Source organism: Halobacillus sp. KGW1, assembly GCF_001592845.1.
GTDB lineage: Bacteria > Bacillota > Bacilli > Bacillales > Halobacillaceae > Halobacillus.
In genome coordinates, this window is the sequence record NZ_LSOC01000002.1 from 73,810 (window position 1) to 96,410 (window position 22,601).

The 22,601-nt window shown below is 46.8% G+C and carries 28 protein-coding genes; 17 read left to right on the forward strand and 11 right to left on the reverse strand.

The window, feature by feature from the left end; genetic code table 11:
- Positions 1-7: 7 nt before the first annotated feature.
- The 3 genes from AXG56_RS00880 to AXG56_RS00890 all read right to left on the reverse strand — a co-directional run bounded on the left by AXG56_RS00880 (position 8) and on the right by AXG56_RS00890 (position 2,100).
- Positions 8-205, reverse strand: a complete 198-nt coding sequence (locus AXG56_RS00880) for a cold-shock protein (protein ID WP_008634702.1) — start codon at positions 203-205, stop codon at positions 8-10.
- A gap of 195 nt (positions 206-400) precedes the next feature.
- The gene (locus AXG56_RS00885; protein WP_062512828.1) at positions 401-1,252 is read right to left on the reverse strand and encodes a hypothetical protein; all 852 of its coding nucleotides are present in this window, start codon (positions 1,250-1,252) and stop codon (positions 401-403) included.
- A 20-nt stretch (positions 1,253-1,272) separates the two neighbouring features.
- Positions 1,273-2,100, reverse strand: a complete 828-nt coding sequence (locus tag AXG56_RS00890; protein ID WP_008634704.1) for an alpha/beta fold hydrolase — start codon at positions 2,098-2,100, stop codon at positions 1,273-1,275.
- Between the two features lie 95 nt (positions 2,101-2,195).
- Here AXG56_RS00890 and AXG56_RS00895 point away from each other — a divergent pair, with 95 nt between their 5' ends.
- A complete protein-coding gene (locus tag AXG56_RS00895) occupies positions 2,196-2,975 on the forward strand; it encodes a cobalamin-binding protein (protein ID WP_062512830.1) in 780 nt (259 codons plus the stop codon).
- Positions 2,976-2,995: 20 nt separating this feature from the next.
- Here AXG56_RS00895 and AXG56_RS00900 read toward each other — a convergent pair whose 3' ends face one another.
- A complete protein-coding gene (locus AXG56_RS00900; protein ID WP_062512832.1) occupies positions 2,996-3,832 on the reverse strand; it encodes an MBL fold metallo-hydrolase in 837 nt (278 codons plus the stop codon).
- A gap of 189 nt (positions 3,833-4,021) precedes the next feature.
- Positions 4,022-5,422, reverse strand: coding sequence for a Na+/H+ antiporter NhaC (gene nhaC, locus AXG56_RS00905; RefSeq protein ID WP_008634710.1), 1,401 nt, complete (start codon positions 5,420-5,422; stop codon positions 4,022-4,024).
- Between the two features lie 400 nt (positions 5,423-5,822).
- On the opposite strand from nhaC, the gene AXG56_RS00910 reads away from it, so the two are divergent.
- From AXG56_RS00910 to AXG56_RS00920, 4 genes are all read left to right on the forward strand, one after another.
- Entirely contained in the window at positions 5,823-6,563 is a 741-nt protein-coding gene (locus AXG56_RS00910) for an AzlC family ABC transporter permease (protein ID WP_008634712.1), read from the forward strand.
- Complete coding sequence (locus AXG56_RS00915) at positions 6,560-6,853, forward strand: AzlD domain-containing protein (RefSeq protein WP_008634714.1); 294 nt, start codon at positions 6,560-6,562, stop codon at positions 6,851-6,853. The genes AXG56_RS00910 and AXG56_RS00915 overlap by 4 nt, the downstream gene beginning before the upstream one ends.
- A 61-nt stretch (positions 6,854-6,914) precedes the next feature.
- On the forward strand, positions 6,915-7,313 hold the full coding sequence (locus AXG56_RS19610) for a hypothetical protein (RefSeq protein ID WP_008634716.1): 399 nt from the start codon (positions 6,915-6,917) through the stop codon (positions 7,311-7,313).
- A gap of 122 nt (positions 7,314-7,435) precedes the next feature.
- Positions 7,436-7,969, forward strand: coding sequence for a GNAT family N-acetyltransferase (locus tag AXG56_RS00920; RefSeq protein WP_008634718.1), 534 nt, complete (start codon positions 7,436-7,438; stop codon positions 7,967-7,969).
- Positions 7,970-8,006: 37 nt separating this feature from the next.
- Here AXG56_RS00920 and AXG56_RS00925 read toward each other — a convergent pair whose 3' ends face one another.
- On the reverse strand, positions 8,007-8,885 hold the full coding sequence (locus AXG56_RS00925; RefSeq protein WP_062512834.1) for a cation diffusion facilitator family transporter: 879 nt from the start codon (positions 8,883-8,885) through the stop codon (positions 8,007-8,009).
- Between the two features lie 309 nt (positions 8,886-9,194).
- Here AXG56_RS00925 and wrbA point away from each other — a divergent pair, with 309 nt between their 5' ends.
- From wrbA to AXG56_RS00940, 3 genes are all read left to right on the forward strand, one after another.
- On the forward strand, positions 9,195-9,800 hold the full coding sequence (wrbA, locus tag AXG56_RS00930) for an NAD(P)H:quinone oxidoreductase (RefSeq protein WP_062512836.1): 606 nt from the start codon (positions 9,195-9,197) through the stop codon (positions 9,798-9,800).
- A 382-nt stretch (positions 9,801-10,182) separates the two neighbouring features.
- Positions 10,183-10,425: an IDEAL domain-containing protein gene (locus AXG56_RS00935; RefSeq protein ID WP_008634724.1), complete on the forward strand. Its 243-nt coding sequence runs from the start codon at positions 10,183-10,185 to the stop codon at positions 10,423-10,425.
- A 126-nt stretch (positions 10,426-10,551) separates the two neighbouring features.
- Positions 10,552-11,331, forward strand: coding sequence for a D-alanyl-D-alanine carboxypeptidase family protein (locus AXG56_RS00940; protein WP_035388439.1), 780 nt, complete (start codon positions 10,552-10,554; stop codon positions 11,329-11,331).
- Between the two features lie 217 nt (positions 11,332-11,548).
- Here AXG56_RS00940 and AXG56_RS00945 read toward each other — a convergent pair whose 3' ends face one another.
- Entirely contained in the window at positions 11,549-12,169 is a 621-nt protein-coding gene (locus tag AXG56_RS00945; RefSeq protein ID WP_026578328.1) for an NAD(P)-dependent oxidoreductase, read from the reverse strand.
- Positions 12,170-12,509: 340 nt separating this feature from the next.
- On the opposite strand from AXG56_RS00945, the gene fumC reads away from it, so the two are divergent.
- From fumC to AXG56_RS00960, 3 genes are all read left to right on the forward strand, one after another.
- Entirely contained in the window at positions 12,510-13,901 is a 1,392-nt protein-coding gene (fumC, locus tag AXG56_RS00950; protein ID WP_062512839.1) for a class II fumarate hydratase, read from the forward strand.
- Between the two features lie 131 nt (positions 13,902-14,032).
- Complete coding sequence (locus AXG56_RS00955; RefSeq protein ID WP_008634733.1) at positions 14,033-14,236, forward strand: alpha/beta-type small acid-soluble spore protein; 204 nt, start codon at positions 14,033-14,035, stop codon at positions 14,234-14,236.
- 64 nt (positions 14,237-14,300) lie between these two features.
- A complete protein-coding gene (locus AXG56_RS00960) occupies positions 14,301-14,534 on the forward strand; it encodes a hypothetical protein (RefSeq protein WP_062512841.1) in 234 nt (77 codons plus the stop codon).
- A 98-nt stretch (positions 14,535-14,632) separates the two neighbouring features.
- Here AXG56_RS00960 and AXG56_RS00965 read toward each other — a convergent pair whose 3' ends face one another.
- Together AXG56_RS00965 and AXG56_RS00970 are read right to left on the reverse strand one after the other, a co-directional pair.
- Positions 14,633-15,730, reverse strand: coding sequence for an ABC transporter ATP-binding protein (locus AXG56_RS00965; RefSeq protein WP_008634738.1), 1,098 nt, complete (start codon positions 15,728-15,730; stop codon positions 14,633-14,635).
- 143 nt (positions 15,731-15,873) lie between these two features.
- Complete coding sequence (locus tag AXG56_RS00970; RefSeq protein ID WP_026578331.1) at positions 15,874-16,767, reverse strand: CdaR family transcriptional regulator; 894 nt, start codon at positions 16,765-16,767, stop codon at positions 15,874-15,876.
- A gap of 120 nt (positions 16,768-16,887) precedes the next feature.
- On the opposite strand from AXG56_RS00970, the gene AXG56_RS00975 reads away from it, so the two are divergent.
- On the forward strand, positions 16,888-17,169 hold the full coding sequence (locus AXG56_RS00975; RefSeq protein WP_008634743.1) for a metal-sensitive transcriptional regulator: 282 nt from the start codon (positions 16,888-16,890) through the stop codon (positions 17,167-17,169).
- Positions 17,170-17,239: 70 nt separating this feature from the next.
- Here the strand turns inward: AXG56_RS00975 and AXG56_RS19615 are convergent, their stop codons facing one another.
- The gene (locus AXG56_RS19615; RefSeq protein ID WP_008634745.1) at positions 17,240-17,416 is read right to left on the reverse strand and encodes a hypothetical protein; all 177 of its coding nucleotides are present in this window, start codon (positions 17,414-17,416) and stop codon (positions 17,240-17,242) included.
- Between the two features lie 133 nt (positions 17,417-17,549).
- Here AXG56_RS19615 and AXG56_RS00980 point away from each other — a divergent pair, with 133 nt between their 5' ends.
- The 3 genes from AXG56_RS00980 to AXG56_RS00990 all read left to right on the forward strand — a co-directional run bounded on the left by AXG56_RS00980 (position 17,550) and on the right by AXG56_RS00990 (position 20,063).
- Positions 17,550-18,686: a DUF445 domain-containing protein gene (locus tag AXG56_RS00980; RefSeq protein ID WP_026578333.1), complete on the forward strand. Its 1,137-nt coding sequence runs from the start codon at positions 17,550-17,552 to the stop codon at positions 18,684-18,686.
- Between the two features lie 86 nt (positions 18,687-18,772).
- The gene (locus AXG56_RS00985; RefSeq protein ID WP_008634748.1) at positions 18,773-19,132 is read left to right on the forward strand and encodes a YlbF family regulator; all 360 of its coding nucleotides are present in this window, start codon (positions 18,773-18,775) and stop codon (positions 19,130-19,132) included.
- Positions 19,133-19,292: 160 nt separating this feature from the next.
- Positions 19,293-20,063 carry an enoyl-CoA hydratase gene (locus tag AXG56_RS00990; protein WP_026578334.1) on the forward strand — a complete coding sequence of 257 codons (771 nt, stop codon included), beginning with the start codon at positions 19,293-19,295 and terminating at the stop codon, positions 20,061-20,063.
- 46 nt (positions 20,064-20,109) lie between these two features.
- On the opposite strand, the gene AXG56_RS00995 is transcribed toward AXG56_RS00990, so the two are convergent.
- Positions 20,110-20,295, reverse strand: a complete 186-nt coding sequence (locus AXG56_RS00995; RefSeq protein ID WP_026578335.1) for a YhzD family protein — start codon at positions 20,293-20,295, stop codon at positions 20,110-20,112.
- Positions 20,296-20,455: 160 nt separating this feature from the next.
- On the opposite strand from AXG56_RS00995, the gene AXG56_RS01000 reads away from it, so the two are divergent.
- Both AXG56_RS01000 and AXG56_RS01005 read left to right on the forward strand, forming a co-directional pair.
- Entirely contained in the window at positions 20,456-21,355 is a 900-nt protein-coding gene (locus AXG56_RS01000) for an ABC transporter ATP-binding protein (protein ID WP_008634754.1), read from the forward strand.
- On the forward strand, positions 21,348-22,601 hold the full coding sequence (locus AXG56_RS01005; protein WP_026578336.1) for an ABC transporter permease: 1,254 nt from the start codon (positions 21,348-21,350) through the stop codon (positions 22,599-22,601). Before AXG56_RS01000 ends, AXG56_RS01005 begins: the two co-directional genes overlap by 8 nt.

Genomic DNA, 22,601 nt, shown 5'->3' on the forward strand with positions numbered 1-22,601 from the left:
TACGTCCTTATTTTTGAACGTTAGCTGCTTGTGGTCCACGCTGACCTTCTTCGATTTCGAAAGTTACAACTTGACCTTCTTCAAGAGTTTTGAAACCTTCTTCTTGAATTGCAGAGAAGTGTACGAAGACGTCGTCTTGACCTTCTACTTCAATAAATCCGAAACCTTTTTCTGCGTTAAACCATTTTACTGTACCTTCAACCATGTACAATTACCTCCTGCGTGGAACATCCACATTGTATTACTATTCTTGCTCTCTTCAATTCCATCAAGACGACATCTTTCAAAACATCTTCTCTTGCATGAATCTGATTGAACAACGAATAATTAACATCAGTATAACAGATGGCCCAATTGAATGAAAGCCCTATCTCGAAGAAAGTTGCCATTAATTTGGATGTTATTCCTGGGGCTGTTTTGTGTACGCTTTATTCAGCAGAGCGAAGAGGCTTTTCTCTACAATCGCATCCACATCCCCCTTAGGAATCCTGACTAATTCCGGCAGAGAATATCCCTGTTCGAGAAGGTGGGAAACAACGAGCCATCCGGTGTAATTGGCCTCTTTTTCGTAACCGGATGCGCCTGTACCTTTTGTAAAGGAATAGAGTGCTTCATAATCCGTCCGATGGAGGTGTGGAAGAATGTTGATCATCACCCGGTTAGGTTCACGGGTACATCCCTCCTGATCCCACGTGAAGCAGGGGTCAAATCTGCTGTCGTCCTCGAGAAGAGCCTGAGTCGTATGGAGAGCGACCCCTTCCTGGAATAGGAGCTGTCCAAGCGTCCTGGTGAAGCTCGGGGCAAGACCCGAACGGCTGCAGTGTACGACTCGGGCCAGTTCCTGAATCAACCGGGATTCACTCGCTTCCAGCTCAACCGGGAAGCAGAGGGTATAAGTATCTACTTCTTTAACGATGAAAGGGTCCGTTTCAAAGGTGCCTACGAAGAACAGCACGGTCAAAGATATCGGTTCTGTGTACCGCATTGTTTGTTTTATATAATCGAAACGATCGTTCAAGTCCACCGGGTCCATTTCAAAATACTTGATACGTTCGTAGGCGAGAGGGTACTGTCCCCACCCATATTCAAGCATTTCTTTAGCGAGCTGGTCATTCTGGTATCCCGGAGGTGTGTGGGGAAAAGCGTAATGTTCCTTCCAAAGGCTTAAGCGTTCATGCGGAGGTGTTTTGGATGCCAAATCATAAAACGTTAAGAAACGATCCAACATTTGTTCACACTTGACAGCAGTCATGATGATCTCCTCCCAATGGATTATGGTTTATTTAAGAATTCCAATCGTTTATTCCACACTTCTTGAGCATCACTGCCGATCCAAATCAAATGACTGTCCGAGTCGACTTCAAATATTTCACAATCACGGACGTTTGACTTCAATAGAACGGCATGGGCATAGGGGACGGAGCGGTCATAGTGGGAATACATCCCAAGTACCGGTACTTCCAGACGATCCATCACCGGGACCTGATGTCTCAAATCTGTCCGAAATCCTTTGCCGGAACGGGAAGTGGCAATCATGTCATAAATGAAGCGACGGTCGTTTGTAGACAACTCCCGGACGATATGATCGGCATCTTTCGTTGTTAACTCTGCCAGCATCTGTTTGATGACGAGGTCCGGAAATAGGGTAAGCATCGTCTTCAAACTTTTCCAAAATACTTTCTCAGCCGGGCCGAATAACACTTGTGCCCGCCGTCTTACTTTTTCTTCCCAAGGCATGGTCATTGCCGCTTCCATGATCAGCTTGGACACACGATCAGGGTGATGCAGTGCCAGGGCGATGCCGGTAGGACCTGCGGCTGATACAGCAATGACATGGACCTTCTCCAAACGTAAATGATTGAGAACTTCAATGATCGTATCGGCGAAAGCGTCAGGCGTGCGTCCTGTGGATATATCCGTTCCATCGTATCCTGGACGGGAAATCGTAAGCAGGGAATAGCCTTCATAGACAAGGCTGCCGTGGGAAAGGTCGGTTTCTCTGGTGCAGTGCCCGCCTTTCAGAAGCAGCACAACGGGGCCGACTCCTTTATATGTATATTCAACGACTCCTTTGGACGTATCGAGTAATGCTGTCGTCATGAAATCAGCCCTTTCTTTCATTTTCCATAAATTAAATATAAGCTATAATGAAGGAAATTGAAACATCAGATGATTCTGAAAAAAGAGGTGGGAACATGAGAATTGTGTCGATTTCTCCTAGCAATACTGAGATTGTCGCGTATTTGAATCAGACACATCTGTTGGTTGGTGTCGACAATTATTCTGATTACCCGGTGGAAGTAAAGAAGCTTCCAAAACTTGGCCCGGATTTGTCCATAGATATGGATAAAGTGGCTTCTTTGAAGCCTGACCTCGTCCTTGCGTCGTTATCCGTTCCGGGAATGGAGAAAAATATCGAAGCACTGGAAGACCGGGGCTTGCCCTACATTATATTGAAGGCGGACAGTCTTTATGAGATCGGCGAGGAAATCAGGAAAGTAGGCACAGCTCTTGGAGTAAAGCGGGAAGGAGAAGCAAAAGCATCGGCATTTCTCGCAGAAATTGATTCCTATCGACAGAAAAACAGGGAGAGTGGGGTTCGTCCTTCTCTTTACTGGGAGTGGTGGCCCAAACCGGTGTTCAGTCCTGGAGGAAAGAACTGGTTGACGGAAATAAGCGAGCTGGCTGGTGCTGTCAATATTTTTGCTGACAAGGATATCGCTAATTATAAGACCGATTGGGAAGAAGTGAAGAGGAGAGATCCCGATCATATCTGCATGGTCTGGGTCGGCGTTGCGGAGGATAAGATGAATCCCGATCTACTAAAGAAAAGACCAGGATGGAACGGGCTTAAGGCGTTAAAATACGAGAGGATTCACGTCTTGGAGGAATCGTTGTTCTGTCGTCCTGGTCCACGTCTGCTGGCTGGACTTAGACAGCTTGATACTTTACTAAATGAAAAAAGAGACGGATGAATTTCCGTCTCTTCGCCGGGCTAATGGATGTTTCGCTTATGCTTCGGCACCGCGAGCTCTTTGAAGTTTTTTGCGAGCTCCTCCAATTGGGTCGTCAGGAGCTCTCCTTCCATTGGAAGCCCATGACCGGTAATCGCTACTCCAGGGTTCAATGCAGCCAATGCCTTGACGGATTTTTCCGCATCGTCCCAGTTATGAGTGAAATAGGCAGGTGGCCCATGGACGTGTTGATGTTGAATGAACACAGCCATACTTGACTCCTGTTGAACCGTGATAAAGGCGTCGCCTGCAATCAGCGTCCTGTCCTTCTTTCTGAACAAGGAGACGTGTCCCGGTGTATGTCCCGGGGTGTGAACGATACGCCAATCCTCTAAATAAGGAAGTGTTCCATCTTCCGGAAGCGGGTGAACGTATTTGCTCAGATCGACCGGATCTGTTGGGAAGAACGGGGACAACAGCGAGAAGAGCCCGCCTCCAACTGTAGCATCTCCAACCGGATAATCCCGTTTGCCTGTTACATAATCCATCTCCAACGGGTGAATATATATGGGTACTTCCCAATGGTGTGCGAGCTTCTTCGCAGATCCGACATGGTCGAAGTGACCGTGAGTGAGGAGAATCGCCCGCGGGGGATTCTCCTGTCCAAACCTTTTTTCTGCCGCTTCAATAATCCGTTTGCTGTAATGAGCTATGCCGCAATCGATCAATACCCAGTCCTTGGTGTTCTTGTTTCCTATAAATACCACATTTGCAATCAGTGTTCTATAAAATGCAAGGTCCGGAAGAACTTCCTCTGCCTCTGCATGCCCCATATGCCAATCGTCATTCGAATGTTCTCCATGCTCGAACGTTTCCAATCGCTTCACCTCTTTCTTTTCCTTTCTTTATTTTGAGTGGTTCGCTCCTGCTTTATTCAAAAAGAGGGGATACGGAAACAGGATATGGTAATAAGGCTTCCGATCTGCGTTAAAGGTATGGCTTTTCCTGTCAATATTTCTTCTGAAAGCTGAAAAAAAGAGCGCAGAGTGCGCTCTTTTTACCTTTGTTCAATTCACTTTTCGATATGTTTCTTCTGCTTTCGGTGTCAGAGTCCTTCCCGTCAATCCGAAAAGGATCGTGAGTATCGGACAGAGGATACAGAAGAAGGCGAAAGGTAGGTAATCCAGCACCGAAACCCCGAGAACGTCGGCAAGGAAGACACCGCACACACTCCACGGAACGAGCGGATTGATTACTGTTCCGGCATCTTCCAGTGTCCGGGAGAGGTTCTTCTTCGCAAGACCTGCTTTCTCATACACGCTTTGGTATGCTTCTCCTGTCAGGAGAATGGAGAGGTATTGCTCTCCAATAGCAACATTGATCCCGATGGCTGTGAGTGCTGTCGAAACGGTCGCTGCCCGTGCGGATTTCAAAGTGCTCTGAACGCTGGAGAGAACGGCTGGTATCACTCCTGTAACAAAGAATAATCCTCCTAATGCGAGTGCCAGAATGACGAGAGAAACGGTGAAGAGCATTCCGTTCATCCCGCCACGGGTTAGCAACTGGTCGATGACTTCGTTTCCAGTCGTTCCCTGAAAACCTCCAAACCAAGTACTCCATAATGCCTGCCAGTCAAGGATTCCCCGTAAACCTGCGATGACAGTGGCAGTCATACTGCTGATGGCGAGAGATAAGAACGCCGGTCTTTTGGTCATCGTCATGATAACTAAGACAAGAAGAGGAATCCAAGACGTCCAATGCATTAATCCGGTGTCCACAAGACCGATACGAAATTCATCCAGTGCTTCTGTATTCGTCGATGCATCAGGAGACAGAAATATGAAAAGCACGAAAGTCAGAATGGAAGCCGGAATAGTCGTCCAGGCCATATTTTTGATATGATCGAATAAGTCGACCTTTACGACGGTAGAGGCAAGGTTGGTCGTATCTGACAATGGAGACATTTTATCTCCGAAGAAAGCACCGGAGACGATTGCTCCCGCTGTCATGGGTAAGGAAACATCTGCGGACTGTGCTACACCCATAAAGGCGACACCGACAGTTGCTGCGGTTGTAAAAGAACTCCCCAGGGCGACGCCTACGATGGCTGTGACCGCAAAGATGATGGCCAGGAACCAAGGACCTCCGGCCAGCAGGAAGCCTGTATTCATAAGTACGGGAATGGTACCGCTCGCCATCCAGCTGGAAATAAGTATTCCGATGACGAAGAATAACAGAACGGCTCCCATTCCCGTCTGAGCACCTTCGACCATACCGTGCTGCAATTGCTTAAACGACATCTTCTTTAAGAGACCGTAACCGATCATGATGAAGATGCCGATCAGAATCGGTACATGGGGAGTTGCCTGCAGACCTATAATGAAATAACTGATGACTCCCACTGTGATCAAAAGCATAATAATGGATTCTATGATGCCGGGCAGTGATTTGGGCTGTAAATGTAACATATCCTATTCCTCCTGTTCTTTTCTGCATACAAAAAAGCCTCGTCCTGGATCAGGGACGAAGCTTTACTCCGCGGTACCACCCTTGTTGGTAAGATAACTTACCCGCTCATTTGGTGTATCATCTGCAGCGAACCCTGTAATTCAAAGTTGGAAGGGCCCGGATTTCCACCATTTCATCCGGTCTCTGACTGCTGCTCTTTCCACTTCTACTTCGGAGTTCCTGATACGTATATATTCTTTTTCGCTTGAACGCTTTTGTGCAATGAAGTAAGTAAATACATAATATGAAAAACAAGGCTCCATGTCAATGGTTTTTTATGCTAGTCTATTTTCTTTGATCTTGATATTCTGTATATTGTAAATATTGTGAAGTTCTTAGTCGATCAGGAGGGGTTGCTAGATGGGAGCATCACTAATTGGAACGCCTGTTCCGGCGACACGTTTACATATGGTAAGGAACGGGATTGTTGCAGGTATGCCGATCATGCTCGGTTATCTCCCTGTAGCCTTGACCTATGGCGTACTGGCAGGGAGGTCGGGGATGACTATGGTGGAATTGACCTTAATGAGCGTATTGGTGTTCGCCGGAGCTGCGCAATTCCTGGCTGTAGGTATGGTGGCTTCGGGAACCGGAATCATCGAAATCATCCTTGCTACATTCGTTCTTAATTTTCGTCATTTTATCATGAGCTTTTCTTTTGTCAATCGTTTAAAAGGGATTGCCGTTAAAGCCAAGCTTCCGATGGCGCTTGGACTTACGGATGAAACGTTTGCTATGTCTTCCTTATATAAGGATCCTGCCGACGAGCGGCATGGAGCGTATTTCTATGCGTCTCTTATTTTGACTGCTTATGTTTCCTGGGTTGCGGGTTCTTTCTTCGGAGGAGTGCTCGGGGATGTCATGCCGGAACGTCTGAGTGACAGCATGGGAATTGCGTTATATGCGATGTTTATCGGACTATTAATTCCATCTTTAAAAGGGAGTGTTCGAGTCGCATCCATAGCAGGAGCGGCTATGCTCATTAATTTTATTTGTCAATCCTTTGAGATGAGTGAAGGATGGTCGATTGTTCTCGGTACGGTAATCGGCGGCTTCCTCGGGATATGGATGCCGGATGAAGAAGGGGGAGAAGGTAAGTGATCGTTTGGATGATTATCGGAATGGCCGTTGTTACAGCCATCCCTCGCATTGCTCCGGTCTGGATTGCCGGGTTCGTCAGCTTTCCTCCTTGGGTGGATCGGTGGTTAAATGCCGTTCCTTATGCCGCGTTAGGAGCGTTAATCTTTCCTGGTATTCTGCGTGTAAAGCCGGATGCCCCGCAGGTCGGTATCATTGCGGGTCTTGCGGCCGTTTTGTTAGCCTGGCTGAAAGTACCTGTCATAGGAGTGGTTCTTGGTGCGGTCATCGTGGTGTTCCTCCTGACGTTGTAGGCACACCTCTGGTTGGGGTGCATATCGTATAAGGATAATTCGCGGAAGGGATTTGATCGTTATGTACCGACAACAATGGTTTCCTTTCGGGCCGCCGGGACGACCGCCCGGCCCTTCAGGCCCCCCTGGACCTCCAGGGCTCCCACCCGGGCCTCCAGGACCGCCGTTTGGAGGTGGAAGTGGTGCAGGACAGCTGCCGCCCCCTCCGCCCCCTCCTCCGCCGGAACCGCAGCAAAATCAGTTCCAGTCTCCTGCCCCCCTTGCTGTGGATCCGCAGTCTCTGTTCGGCTGCATGTACCGGAATACGTGGATTCGCTTAGAGAATGGCAGCTCTTTCTGGTTTTATCCGACGTTCATCGGGAGGACGTCGGTCGCGGGATACAGATGGCAGCGCCGCCGGCAGCAATGGGTTTATACCGGTTTCGACACCCGGTTAATAGCAAGCTTCCAGTGTAGATAAGGGAGAAAGGATGATGCCCTCAGGTATCATCCTTTTTTATTGACGGCCGCAACGGGAAGAAGACTGCTATTTACAAGGCATTCTGATACAATAGAAGCATCTTAAGTGAAGGGACGAGTACCATGCCTGAAGTAAGAACGGCCCGTTTTGAAGATGCAGCCACTATAGCAGAAATACATGTGAAAAGCTGGAAATCCACGTATGAGGATCTAATAGCAGAGAAGGACTTAAGCAATACGACGGTCGAACATCGAATCGCGTTATGGGAAACCGTCCTGAAAAAACCGGTGAACGGTCAAATTGCCTATGTCATTGAGAACGATGATCACGAGCCCGTAGGATTTGTTTCCGGGGGGAAAGAGCGGACGAAAAACTACGGGTATGATGGAGAAATATATGCGATTTATTTATTGGAAGAATACCACGGAAAAGGATACGGAAAGCAGCTGCTGAAAGCATTTACGGAAGGAATGCTGGAAGCCGGATATCAATCGCTGCTCGTATGGGTGCTGACCAATAACCCGTCCAGCCGTTTTTATATTAAATATGGCGCCGACCCGGTGGAAGCGGAAAAGGTGACCATCGGACAAGGAACATACGAGGAGACTGCGTATGGATGGCGTAACCTTTTAGATCTTTTAGGAAAATTAAACTGAAGAAAAGCCCCTGCTGGAATTCCAGCAGGGGCTTTTCTTAATCCTCTTCTTTTTCGTAGGGCTCGATGTGAATGTGGGCATAAGTAATGTTGTTCTCTTTCTCCAGGTGGTCTTCGATTTCATCTGTAATGTCATGCCCCTGTTGAATGGTGATGTTGGGATCGACGTGAATGGTCGCATCGACCAGTGTTTTGTTTCCTTGAAGACGCGCTTTCACATCCTTTACCGCCCACACTTCCGGATGAGAAGCAATGGCTTCACGTATGTGCTCCAAGTCCCCTTCATCGTATCCGTCGGTAAGGGTATGGGTGGAGTCCTTGAAAATATCCCAAGCGGTTTTGCATATGATGAGGCCTACGATAAGACCTGCCAGAGGGTCCAGCCAAAAGACTCCGAACTGGGCGCCGAATATCCCGATAGCTGCGCCGATACTGACAAGGGCGTCGGAGCGGTTATCCTGTGCTGCGGCATAGACGGCACTGCTGTTGACCGACTTAGCAAGGTTTAAATTATAGCGGTAAACGCCATACATAATGACAGCGGCGACAAGAGCGGTCCAGGCGGTCAGCATCTGCGGCTGCGTTGATTTCTGTTCCAGGATGTCCTGAACGGTACCGATAATTACTTCCAGACCGACGGTCATCATGATAAACGCTGCAATCAGGGAAGCGATTGTCTCTGCGCGGAAGTGGCCGTAGTGATGATCAGCATCAGGCGGCTTCCTGGAAATTTTCAGCCCCACCAGTACAGCGATAGAGGCGATTACATCGGTTGTATTATTCAATCCGTCGGCTCGAAGCGCTTCGGAATCACCGATGGAAGCAATCGTCAGTTTGGCGATGGAGAGGATGACGTAGGCAATGATACTTACCCAAGCTCCACGCTCACCTTTCTTCAAATTATCGTAATCATTCATTCTTCAACCCCCGATGTATTCGGATAAAAGCAAGATATAGCTTACCAGATACATTTTCGTTGAGTCTAGAGAAAAAATGCTTTCCACAGGCATCTTGCTTGGCTGAGGTAAGGATAGTTGCCTTTGTTCAAAAACTCAATGGTGTTTAGTATGTGGAATTTTTTTGATAATAAATATATCTGATAATTAAGTCTATTTGTTTCCATTTAGAGGCAATTGGGTATAGAAGGCAGTGTATTGTACGAAGAATATGACAGATAGTAGGAGAGTAACGATTTTACCTTTAACTTAAAAAAAGGAGTGATCTGTATGTCTCAAGTCAAACTGGCAATCATTTATTACAGTTCGACAGGAACGAACTATAAGATGGCGAAGTGGGCGGAAGAGGAAGCGAAGCAAACAGGAGCAGAGGTGAAGCTTCTTCGCGTCCCGGAGCTTGCACCGATGGAGGCCATTGAGCAGAACCCTGCCTGGAAAGAACATTACTTACAGACGAAGGATGAAGTGGAAGAAGCGAAGGTGGATGACATGGACTGGGCTGATGCCATTTTGTTCAGTGTTCCCACCCGTTTCGGTAACGTACCGGCACAGTTCAAGCAGTATATGGATATGGCGGGTGGACTTTGGTTCCAAGGGAAGCTCGTCGACAAAGTGGTCAGCGCCATGACCTCTGCGCAAAACCCTCATGGAGGACAGGAATCGACACTCCTGAATCTCTACACGACTATGTTTCACTGGGGGGCACTCATTGCTGCGCCCGGATATACGGATGATGCAATATTTGCTTCCGGTGGAAATCCCTACGGTACAAGCGTCAGCGTCGATGCGGATGGCAATATGAAAGAAGATATTGAACCGGCCGTTCGTCATCAGGTCCGACGCACACTCGATGTCGCCGGTAAAATTAACAGGTAAGGGAGAAAGCAGCTTCTTAAGAAGCTGCTTTTTTTATGTCGGAAAACCCTCAGCAATGCAGAATACAATCTCCTTCATCGACGTTGGAACGATTCCACCTGCCGGCCCGGCTCCTTCTCCTGGATACATGACTGCTTCAAAAAGCGCGTCTATTTTTATTTCAGACGTGTATAGAATCGGATACGAATTCCAATTGGTTCTTAATTACCATTTTTTGTTTCGGAGGTAAGGTGGGAATCTTGGAATCAGCCCTCTATTAATGCGTTTTTGCAGGTTTATAAATTTTTAAAATGGGAATCATATAACTAAATATTCAGAAAACTTGTTGCGTTTGCTTGATAAATCCTGCATAATGAAAAAAAGCATGAAGGGGGTATTCAAAATGAGAAAGCAAAAGATCATTTACGTTATCCGTCGGGACCCCGAATACAAAGGGAAAGAGATTACGGCAAAGAGAGAATTGTCCTATGGTATTCAACTTGCCTCACGTCTGCTTTTAGATCACTTAAGTTATCAATTCAATAAAGAACGCCTGGACGAGCAGATAAACCGGGCCATTGATAACCATGACCGCGAAGAATTCGAGCGCTTGAGTAAACAATATCAACCCTTCACATGGGAATAAATGATAAAGCCACTGGGACATGCAGTGGCTTTTTTTAATGGAAAAGAGAAGGGTTTCCCATATGCAACATCTTCCTCTGAGTGTTATAGTAGACTATATGAATACAGATATAGGAAGGTAATAACATTGAAAAAAGCACTGGCAATAACTATGATCAGCCTGTCGCTGACTGCGTGTTCCATCAACACTCAAACGACAGAGCAGAAGGACGAAACCGTTCCGGCTTCGGCGGAACAGAAGCAACAGACATCCGAACAGAAACAGTCTCAGGAAACGAAGCAGGAGCAGTCCGAAGACATAGCCTTGGAGGATGGGACAGTACAGGTTGGTGAGCCGGAGAGCATCACCGCTGTGGTCAACAAGGAAAGAAAGCTGCCCGGTGATTATGTACCGAATGATCTGACCGTTCCAGACGTCCCGTTCTATTTTGAAGAATTCCAGGAGAAGAAGCAGCTGCGTGAACCTGCGGCACGGGCTCTGGAGGATCTGATTGCTGCTGCAGAGGCAGATGGGATGAACATCGTCGCTGCCTCCGGTTATCGCTCGTATGACCGTCAGACGGAAATTTACGATCGCAATGTGGAGATATACGGAAAAGAGGAGACCGATACCTTTTCCGCCGAACCTGGTACAAGTGAGCACCAGACAGGGCTTGCCATGGACGTGACGTCCGCTCAAATGGCATTCAAGCTCGATCAATCATTCGGGGAGACACCGGAAGGAAAGTGGCTCGCTGAGCATGCTCACGAATATGGATTCATTATCCGATATACAGAAGGAAAAGAAGACATAACAGGTTATACGTATGAGCCGTGGCACCTGCGGTATGTAGGGACGGAATACTCTACGGAAGTCCATGAAGAATCCAAGTCATTGGAAGAATTTTTCGGTTTTTATAAGGAATGAGTAAAAAAAGAACTCCCTTTCCAATGAACGGGAGTTCTTTTTTTTCAAGAAGTGATGTTTAAGGAGCAGGATGCTTCAAATGGGACGCTGCTTTAAGGGCTGCCGGTAATACTTCTTTTTGCTGTTCCGGAAGCTATCCCGCGACCAGCACATCTTTCATGCAGTCCGCAGCTGTCCAACGTTTCTTTTCATCGTACACTCCAAGACAAAATCTATCTTAATAGCAGATGCCGACTCTTTTTTGGGGGAATCGGCTGTCGATCATTTCCTGCATAGCAAATTCCGCAGTATCTGTAACCGTTATTTTTTTGCCGTCTTCCGGCAGTTTGTTTATTTCATAACGCACAATTCCTTCTTTTCCACCGTCAGGAAGGTAAGTGGGGCAGATAATCGTCCATTCAAGGTCGGACGCTTGCAATAGTCGATAAACCTGGGCGTGTTCTTCCGCAGCGAATGTCTGCTTCCGCTTGGATTCATTGGTTTCAAAGCGGAATTTCCCTTCCTCGTGCCGGCTGTTCAGTATGCCGGCGGTTCCAATAGTGACAATGCGGCTGATTCCCTTTTCCTTCATTACTTGAATAATGTGAGGAAATGATGTGGTTAATGTATCTGTTTTATCCGTACTCAGGCCACTGAAAACAAGATCGCAGCCATCCAGGGTTTGTCTGACGGCTGCCTCTTCTTTCGTATCTCCGACGATAAGCTCCGCACCCGGGATCATCGCTTCTGCTTTCGAGCGGTCTCTTACCAACGCTTTTACGGCGAACCCTCTTTCTATGGCATGCTTGACAACAAGCGAGCCAACTCGTCCTGTTGCTCCAAATACAGCTATTTTCATATAGATCAACTCCGTGTTTCTCCATTATCTTATTTCTTTTTCCTTACACACAAGACTCCTATGTAAACACTCGTCCATTTTAGACGCTACAAAAAAAGGGAGCCCGTTGCAAGGCCCCTTTTCACCACATTATACCCACTTGAGAGATCAAGCAATTATGGACGATGTGTTCAATGGTTGCTTGATACGGTCATTATACATAAAAATCAGAAAAATGTAAATAATCTGAAATAAAATAAGTGGTATTTTGTCAAAAAGAATCGGAACGGTACGTGATTGTTCAAAAGATTCTTGATACAATGAAATGGCAGAAAATGAAATGGTGAAAGGGAGGATTCTTATGGATTATCGTATGGAGAAGGATACCATTGGTGAAATCAAAGTGCCAAGTGAAAAATACTGGGGAGCACAAACACAGCGGAGTAAGCAGAACTTTCCGATCGGGGAAGAGAAGATGCCGAAGGAAGTTGTGGAAGGATTCGCTATATTGAAGAAAAGTGCAGCCAGGGCGAATGCAGAGCTCGGGCTTTTAGAAGCGGATAAAGCGGATGCCATCACCTACGCAGCGGATAAGATTATCGCAGGGGAGCTGGAGGAGCATTTCCCACTGGTCGTATGGCAGACAGGTAGTGGTACACAGTCCAATATGAACGTCAATGAAGTCATTGCCTACGTAGGAAACCAGTGGCTGGAGGAACAAGGCAAAGAAGTGCGTCTCCATCCAAATGACGACGTAAACAAATCACAAAGCTCGAATGATACCTACCCGACGGCGATGCATATCGCATCCGTAAGAAAAGTCGAAGACGTTGTACTTCCGGCTCTCGTACAATTGAAACAAACATTGAATGAAAAAATGGAAGCGTTTCATGAGATCGTTAAAATCGGCCGAACCCATTTGCAGGATGCCACTCCTTTAACATTGGGACAGGAGATCAGCGGCTGGCACCGTATGCTTGAAAAGACGGAAAAAATGCTGATTGAAAGCACTCAATATGTGAAGGAATTAGCTATCGGCGGCACAGCTGTAGGAACAGGGCTCAACGCTCATGTCGATTTCTCCGATCATGTCGTAGCTGAAATCAATAAAGTGACAGGAAAAACTTTCCTTTCTGCACCAAATAAATTCCATGCGCTTACATCTCATGATGAACTCGTCCATGCTCACGGAGCTTTAAAGGCATTAGCCGCGGATATGATGAAAATCGCCAACGACGTGCGCTGGCTTGCCAGCGGACCACGCTGCGGCATCGGTGAAATTACGATCCCGGCCAATGAACCGGGAAGCTCCATTATGCCTGGTAAAGTGAACCCTACTCAAAGTGAAGCCGTGACGATGGTGGCGGCCCAAGTAATGGGAAATGATGCGACCATCGGATTTGCAGCCAGTCAGGGAAATTTTGAACTGAATGTATTCAAACCGGTCATTGCTTATAATTTCCTCCAGTCTGCACAGCTCCTTGCCGACAGCATCGTTTCCTTTGATGAGCGATGTGCAAGTGGAATTGAACCGAATCATGAACAAATTGAAAAGAATCTGCGCGATTCCTTGATGCTTGTCACAGCCCTGAACCCGCATATCGGTTATGAGAATGCGGCGAAAATCGCCAAGACCGCTTATGAGAAAAATCAGACGCTGAAAGAGACTGCAGTCGAACTGGATCTGTTAACAGAAGAACAATTTGAAGAATATGTAGATCCTAAATCCATGACGAAACCGAACGCAAAGTAAGTAATACCAAGGGTTTTCAGCCATCGTGATCTCTTTTCGTTTTATCTCCAAAAATTTCCTCTGTTTTTTTTGACATAAAAAACAGATGTCCGACCCATACTACGATTACACAGGACAGGAGGTGAGACACGATGGCTAACAACAACAGTTCAAACGAGTTGGTTGTACCTGGCGTACAACAAGCTCTAGACCAAATGAAATACGAAATCGCTCAAGAATTCGGCGTACAACTTGGTGCTGACACTACAGCTCGCGCTAACGGTTCTGTAGGTGGAGAGATCACTAAGCGTCTTGTACAAATGGCTGAACAACAGTTCGGTGGATACCAAAAATAAATATTGGTGACGAAGGAGGAAGGGTGAGCCCTTCCTCCTTATTTTTTGTTAAAGGAGTCCACTTATGCAGGAATGCAGTGCATGCAATGGCTGGGGGGACCGGGAGTATAACTGCCCGCGATGCCCGAACCTCATGAAGGACGAAGGCCGTGCGGCGGATTATTTCGATGATTACAGTCCTTATCTCGATCAGAATGCCACCAATCTCGTGGACGGAGTGGAGAACTCTGGTACCGGTACATGTGTTCATTTGTTTGTATGTGATTCATGCGGGTGGCAGGATATCCGGCAGGTGTAAGGAGAGGAATGAAAAAAAGAATCCGGCATGACCATTATTGGTTCTGCCGGATTCTTTTCGTTTATACGTAAAATCGGTGGCTGTAAGATTGACGTATATTAGTGGATACGCAGTTCTGTATCTTTGTCGAAGAAGTGGACTTTGTTCATGTCGATCGCTAATTCAATCTTATCTCCGCCTTGAATGTCTGAGCGGGAGTCCACACGTGCGATGAATTCCTGATCGTTTACTTTAGAGTACAGGTAGGATTCGGATCCCATTAATTCCGCAACTTCGATATCAGCTGTGATTTTCTTATCCTGGTTGGCGTCAATGAACAAAGGTTCATCGTGCATATCTTCCGGTCGGACGCCGAGAATAATATCTTTGCCGATATAATTCTGCTCGCGAAGCGGCTTCATCTTACCTTCAGGAACGGCAATCTTAATTTCACCGAGCTCAATGTGCCCATCTGCCAGCGTTCCGTTCAGGAAGTTCATGGCGGGAGAACCGATGAAACCACCGACAAACACGTTATCCGGCTTGTCATAAACTTCTTTAGGAGCACCGACCTGCTGAATGATTCCGTCTTTCATAACGACAAGTCTCGTCGCCATTGTCATCGCTTCCGTCTGGTCGTGGGTAACATAAATCGTTGTCGTCTGCAGGCGCTGGTGCAGCTTCTGAATCTCGGCACGCATTTGCACACGAAGTTTCGCATCCAAGTTGGAGAGCGGTTCATCCATTAAGAACACTTTGGCATCACGTACGATGGCACGACCCAGCGCAACACGCTGGCGTTGTCCGCCTGATAACGCTTTCGGTTTACGGTCTAAAAGAGCTTCCAGACCAAGAATCTTGGCAGCATTGTTTACGCGTCGCTCAATTTCACTCTTGTCCATTTTACGGAGCTTCAGGCCGAATGCCATATTATCATAAACGTTCATGTGCGGGTACAAGGCGTAGTTCTGGAAGACCATCGCGATATCGCGGTCTTTAGGAGCAACATCATTCATGCGCTTATTATCGATCATGAAGTCGCCGCCGCTGATTTCTTCCAATCCGGCAATCATCCGGAGAGTGGTGGATTTTCCACAGCCGGAAGGACCGACGAAAACGATAAACTCTTTATCGTCGATATGTAAATTGAAATCATCTACCGCTTTCACATTTTTATCATAGATCTTATCGATATTCTTCAACATTAACTCTGCCATGATCATTTCCCCCTGTGCTAATTTTTAAAAACGCTTTCTGAAAACGTTTTCTTATTAGCTTCAGTGTAGCGGAGTTCCTTGATCTGGTAAATGGACAAAGTGCACAAACCTCTGTCGAATTGGTTTGTGCACTTTGTCGGATTTTACTGTTCCATTTGCAAAAGAGCCAGATATACCGGGACTGCCACTTCAAATTTCTTTACATCCAGTCCTGTTCTTTCAATGAATTTGTCGACCCTGTATTGCAGGCTGTTCCGGTGCATATACAATTTCTTAGCCGCGAGAGTCGTGTTGGAACCGGACTCGAGGAACACCCGGATGGTATCAAGCAGTTCCTTCTCCTCGTCCATATCTGAAAAAACGGTTCGTTTCATATAATTCCAATCCTCTCTGTTTAGAGAATCTAGAAAAAGGTACGGCAGGATTTCGATGGAGGACACGACGGGACCCAAATGATAATCGGCTGCAATAGCTGCTGCCCTTTCGGACCAGAGGAATACGGTGCGCGCATCTTGAATATGCGTTTCCGTATCACTGACATAGAAGCGGATGTCGGTATAGAGATCGCTCATCAATATGTCCGGGATGCCTTCCAAAGTGAGCAGTTCCTGATTTTCCTGAAATACTTCTTCAATAATCATTCCTTCCCGGTTATTCTTCCAAAGAATTGGTACTTCCTCCGGGAAAAGCGATTGGAAAGCTTCTTGTATCGATTCCTTATCAGGCGTTGTATCCTTGATGGAGAAAATTAAGAAACGAAAGGCCCGAGGCGGATGGAAATCAGGAGCTTTGTCCTGGCCTTTAAGTATTTGCCGCCATTGGGCTTCTCTTGTCGGTTCCCCGTGCCTCTCGTTGATCGGCGTGAGGAAAATCGACAGCAGGTCTGCTTCTTTATCGTGAAGTGCAGCTTTGTCAATACCGACCAAATCGCCGTCCTCCGTCGTAAACCATTGGAATTTTGCTGCCTCTTTTCTGTTTTTAGGTTTCTGTAATAAGATCGAAGGGTATATACGTGTGAGTTGATCGATTATCGTCATAGCTCGGCTCTCTTCCTTTTCATTAGAATATTTAATAATATAGTAGTACAATATAGGAATTACGCAAAGCGCTGTTATCAAAATAAGATAAAGGGTGTTAGTGGAGAGGAGGAAAAAGACATGGATCAATTGAAGGAAAAAAGCGTCTACGGTCAGGAGACCAAGAATCGGTTGAAGAGAATTGAGGGACAGGTCCGGGGCGTGTTGAAGATGATGGAAGAAGAAAAGGACTGCAAAGATGTCATCACCCAACTTTCCGCTGCCCGTTCTGCAATGGACCGTGCAATCGGGTACATCGTGGCGAAGAACCTGGAAGGATGCATTCGTCAGGCACATGAAGAAGGAGAATCAGCGGAGGATTTAATTAATGAAGCAGTTCAAATGATTGTTAAAAGCCGATGAGCTCGTCGGAATAAAGAAAGCTGTCGCTTCACCGCGTCTGGAACCCAGACCTTTTAGCGACAGCTTTTTTTTATTTCCCGTCTTTCTTATTTTCTGCCTGTTCCGGGATCTCATGGGCTTCTCCTATTTGTTCTCTGCCGTACACAGGGAGGACCGTGCCGCCGGCCATACCTTCATTGATCATACGGTCGACATCCAGCTCATATTTATCTTTTCCTTCGGGAGCTTCCTTTCGCTTCTTCGTCATTTTCTCACCTCCTTTTTTACATTCTGCCCGATATGGCAGAAACGATGAGGAAAGGAAGCGCTTCTTCTCTTATTGGCACGAGACGTGGAAATCGATTATACTTGGTACACTATGATTGGAAAGAAGGTTGAGCATGAATCCAGTACTACTCATCATCATGATGGTCGCCATCGGGGCCCTGATTGGTGGTTTGACGAATTCATTGGCTATTAAGATGCTTTTCCGTCCGTACCGGGCGGTTTATATAGGGAAATTCCGACTTCCATTTACACCCGGGTTGATTCCTAAGCGTCAGAAAGAACTGGCGCAGCAGCTTGGAAAGATGGTCGTCAACCATCTGTTGACAGCAGAAGGACTTCGAAGGAAATTGGAGCATCCGAAATTTCAGGAACAGATGACCGCGTTTGCCGGCCGTGAGGTTCAAAAATTACTGCAGCAGGACAAGCCTTTACGTGACCTGCTCAACAAGTATCACGTGGACGTTTCGACCGCTATGTTGGAACAACAGATAGAAGCATGGGTCGAAGAGCGTTATGATCTGGTTATGGAACGATATCGCACGGTTCCGCTTAAAGAGGTTCTGAAAGAGCAATGGCTGGAACAGGCGGACGAAAGTATAGAAGCTCTGGCCGGGCATCTGCAGGCGAGCGTCGAACAATACTTCCGAAGTGGGGAAGGCCGGGAGAAAGTGGAGGCGCTCATTGAAAATTATATGGACAACCAAGGTTTTCTTGGCAGCATGATTTCCTCATTCATCGGTCCGGAGGGACTGACGGAGCGTATTTATCCCCTTATACTAAAGTATGTTTCCGATAGAGAGATGAATGACTGGCTGCAGTCGATGCTTCGTAAAGAGAAGGACAAGCTGCTCGAGCAGCCGGTCGGTTTCTTTGAAGATAAGGTCGGAAGCCGGACGATCAGCAAAACTCTAGGCAGGACAGCCTCCAACGCCCTCCCTGTGGAAGAGTGGATGAACCGGACGGTACAGGAGTGGACAGCTCCTTATCAGAAGAAGATTGTAGAAGAGTTCGTGCCTGTGGTCGTTCAGAAATCGATCGTCCTGTTATCCTCGAAGATAGAAGGTCTCATGTCTACGATGAAACTTGCAGACATTGTTCAGGAAGAAGTGGAAGCCTTTCAAGTCGATCGACTGGAGGAAATGGTTCTCGGCATTTCCAGAAGGGAATTTAAGATGATTACGTATCTTGGTGCTCTTCTCGGTGGATTAATCGGAATATTACAGGGATTGATTGTCTTATTGATGGGATAACCGGTAATTCCTATACAGAACGAAATGAGTTTGTTATAGTGGGGTAGGAGTTTTGAAAGAACGAAATCTTAGGAGGTACGTAAATTATGTCAAACCTATACGATCACGCATATGATCTTGAGAAAGCAATCCGCAACAGCGAGGAATTCAACGGACTGAAAAGTGCTTATGAAGCAGTCATGAACGACGAAGCTGCGAAGAAAATGTTCGATGATTTCCGCGAAACACAAATCAACCTGCAGCAGAAACAAATGCAGGGTCAGGAAATTACAGAGGAAGAAGTGGAACAGGCACGCAACGTGGTAGAGCTTGTTCAGCAGCACCCTCAAATCTCCAAGCTTATGGAAGAAGAACAGCGTCTGAACACGGTTATCAATGACATCAGCCGCATCATCACGAAGCCGTTGGAAGAGCTTTACGGTAACCCGGAAGCACCTCAACAGTAAGTAATTCGTACACGCCGCCTGAAAAGGGCGGCGTTTTTTTTGCCTTTTTAAAGATGAAAAGGCAAAAACAAGGGAATGCTGTCGATCAAAGCAGGAAAATGAATGGTCATTCACGAAAGAGTATGCATGGTTCAATTCTTATCAACGAAGGGGAATGGATATGAGTCGATATATCATAGAAGAAAAAGATAATGTCGTCCATTTGAAAATCGCCCGAGGGGAGAAATACAATGCCCTTGATGCGGGAATGCTTAAGGAATTTGTCCAGGCGCTCCACGATGTAGAGGCGTGTGAGGCGCAGATTGTCGTCCTTTCAGGAGACGGGCAGGGATTTTGTGCGGGTGGGGATGTTACGATGATGACGGAAGTGGCGGATAAAGATGTATTTGCTGCTGTTATGAATGATATTGAATCCATCGTGACGTCGATATTCCGTATGCCTAAGATTGTCATAGCCGCTGTTCACGGACCAGCTGTAGGATTAGGATTAAGCATTGCCCTTTCGGCTGATTATATTATCGCGGATGCGGACGCCAAGCTTTCGATGAATTTCATTGGTATTGGTCTCGCTCCGGATGGAGGAGGTCATTTCTGGCTTCAAGAACGGCTTGGAACCCATCAAGCAAAGCACTTCGTCTGGGCTGGAGAACAGATGACGGCCGAACAAGCTCTCGAGCATAAACTGGTGGATAAAGTTGTAGAGGGAGACATACAGGCCGAAGCGGATACGTTCGCTGCCTATTGGAGCAGGCGTCCATTATCTTCGATGATTGCAACAAAGCAGATCTATCATCAATATCAAATGCCTCAACTGCAGCGTTATCTTGCAGATGAGAGGGAAGCGCAGTGGCAGCTGAGGCAGACCGCCGATCATGAAGAAGGCGTTCGTGCATTCGTTGAAAAGCGAAGACCACATTTTACCGGGAGATAAGAAAGTAGGAAAGCCACGCACCTGAAGATGCGTGGCTTGATTTATTTCATCGGTGAAACAGGACGAGACGGCCGTCCGGAGATACACAGCGGTGAGTGTAGCTGTCGTATCCCTTCTCTGCTAACTTTTGAGAACCAATATCTTTCGCTTTGTCATCGTTCTCTGCTTCGAATGCTTCATCCAGTACATTTGTGCCGTCCTTTTCGAATACGGTTAAGTAGTAACGCTTCATGGCAATGCCTCCTCAGGTGAATAATCGTTCATTTTCTTACATTGGCTTTTCATACGGGAAAATCCTGCATGGAAGCTGGATTTCTTTTATTTTCCTTGATTATGAAACCTTTTGTTCAAATAGGGCGTACGTATAGAGTACAGAAAGGGGAGAGAAAGGCATGACATTGAAATTAAAATCTGTGACGAAGCAGTTCGGGTCGTTTACAGCTGTGAATGATTTATCGCTGGAAATACCGGAAAAGCAGATCTTCGGGTTTCTTGGTGCGAATGGTGCGGGAAAAACGACGACGTTCCGGATGATTCTCGGGCTGCTGGATCAATCAGCAGGAGAGATTACGTGGGAGGGCGAGACCGTCGGTTACGATAAGAGTCATTTAATTGGTTATTTACCGGAGGAAAGAGGGCTGTATCCGAAACTGAAGGTTCGTGACCAACTCGTCTATCTCGCCTCTTTACGCGGGATGAAGAAGGCAGAAGCCGTAAAGGAAGTTAAAGCCTGGCTCGAACGTTTCAAAGTGCCGGAGTATGAACAGAAACGAGTCGAGGAGTTGTCCAAAGGAAACCAGCAAAAAATTCAGTTCATATCTGCCGTTTTACATAAGCCGAAGCTGCTGATTCTCGATGAGCCTTTTTCCGGATTAGACCCGGTTAATGTAGAGATGCTTAAGTCTGCTGTCGTCGATTTGAAAGAAGCAGGCACGTCGATTGTTTTCTCTTCCCACCGGATGGAGCATGTAGAAGAATTGTGTGAGCATTTATGCATCATGCATCACGGCCGCCCGGTTGTCCATGGAAAGTTGAAGGACATTAAACGTTCTTTCGGAAAAAAGAATATCCGTGTACATGCGGACTTCGATACGTCCTACTTGGAGGCGGTGGAAGGGGTGACGGCTTACAAGTCCATGTCGGAAGGATGCGAATTGCAGATTGCGGAGGAATCGGTTGCCGGCCGCGTGTTTGAAGCGCTTCATGGGAAAGGATTCGTACGCACCTTCGATTTAGAAGAGCCTACCTTGAATGATATTTTCATTGAGAAAGTGGGGTCTTCCTATGAATAAATTCTTCATTATGATGGGGCATGCCTATAAAAACAGAGTGAAGTCGAAATCATTCGTCATCACGACGGTTGTGATGGTTGCTCTTATTTTTCTAGTTTCCAACCTTCAATCCATCATCGAAACATTCTCAGGAGAAGAAGACAGCAGGGAAGTAGCAGTCCTTTCTGAAAATCCGGAATGGTACGCTGCACTGGAACAGACACTATCGACCAATGAAGAGATGGAATTAACGAATTACAAAGGGAACCTCGATGAAGCAAAAGAGGAAGTGGAATCCGGCAATTATGATTCCATTATCGAAATAGAAGCGGATGAATCCGGCCTGCCTGTCGCGACGTATTATGCGGATCAGATCGCTAATACAGGAGAGAGTGAACCTGTCCGCCAAGCACTGGAACAAATGAAGGTCCTTCAGGTGACACAAGATGCGAACGTCGATCCGGAAGTCCTTCAGCAGATTAATCAGCCGGTCGTCTTCGAGTTGGTAGCTTTGGAAGAGAGTGCAAAAACGGCCGAAGAATTGGAACAAACGCGTGGGATCGTCTACATCATGCTGTTCTTTATGTATTTTTCCGTCATCATGTACGGCAATATGATAGCGACGGAAGTGGCGACGGAGAAGTCGAGCCGCGTCATGGAAATACTCATTTCTTCCGTCTCACCTGTATCGCAGATGTTTGCAAAAATCATCGGAATTGCTCTGCTCGGTTTGACTCAGTTTGCCGTCTTTATCCTGGCTGGGTATATTGGCTTGAAACAGAGTGCTGATGGAGGCGAAGATACATTCCTCAGCTTCATCGGTCTGACCAATATTGAGCCGATGACCATTATCTATGCCGTCATCTTCTTCCTGCTCGGCTATCTGCTTTATGCTACGCTTGCAGCTATGCTCGGTTCTCTTGTCAGCAGACTGGAGGACGCCCAGCAGATCGTTGCACCGATGATCATGATGATCGTCATCGCCTTCTTCCTGGCAATAGTGGGCTTAAGCATGCCGGATGCCACATTCATCACAGCAGCTTCGTATTTCCCATTCTTTACGCCGCTGCTTATGTTCCTGCGTGTAGGTATGCTGGATGTACCCGGTTGGGAAGTAGCTTTATCCCTAGGGGTTCTTATTGGATCGATCGTACTGCTTGCCGTCATCGGTGCAAGGATTTACCGCGGCGGTGTTCTCATGTACGGGAAATCCACGTCACTCAAGGATGTGAAGACGGCCCTTCAATTATCTAAAAAGGAAAAATAA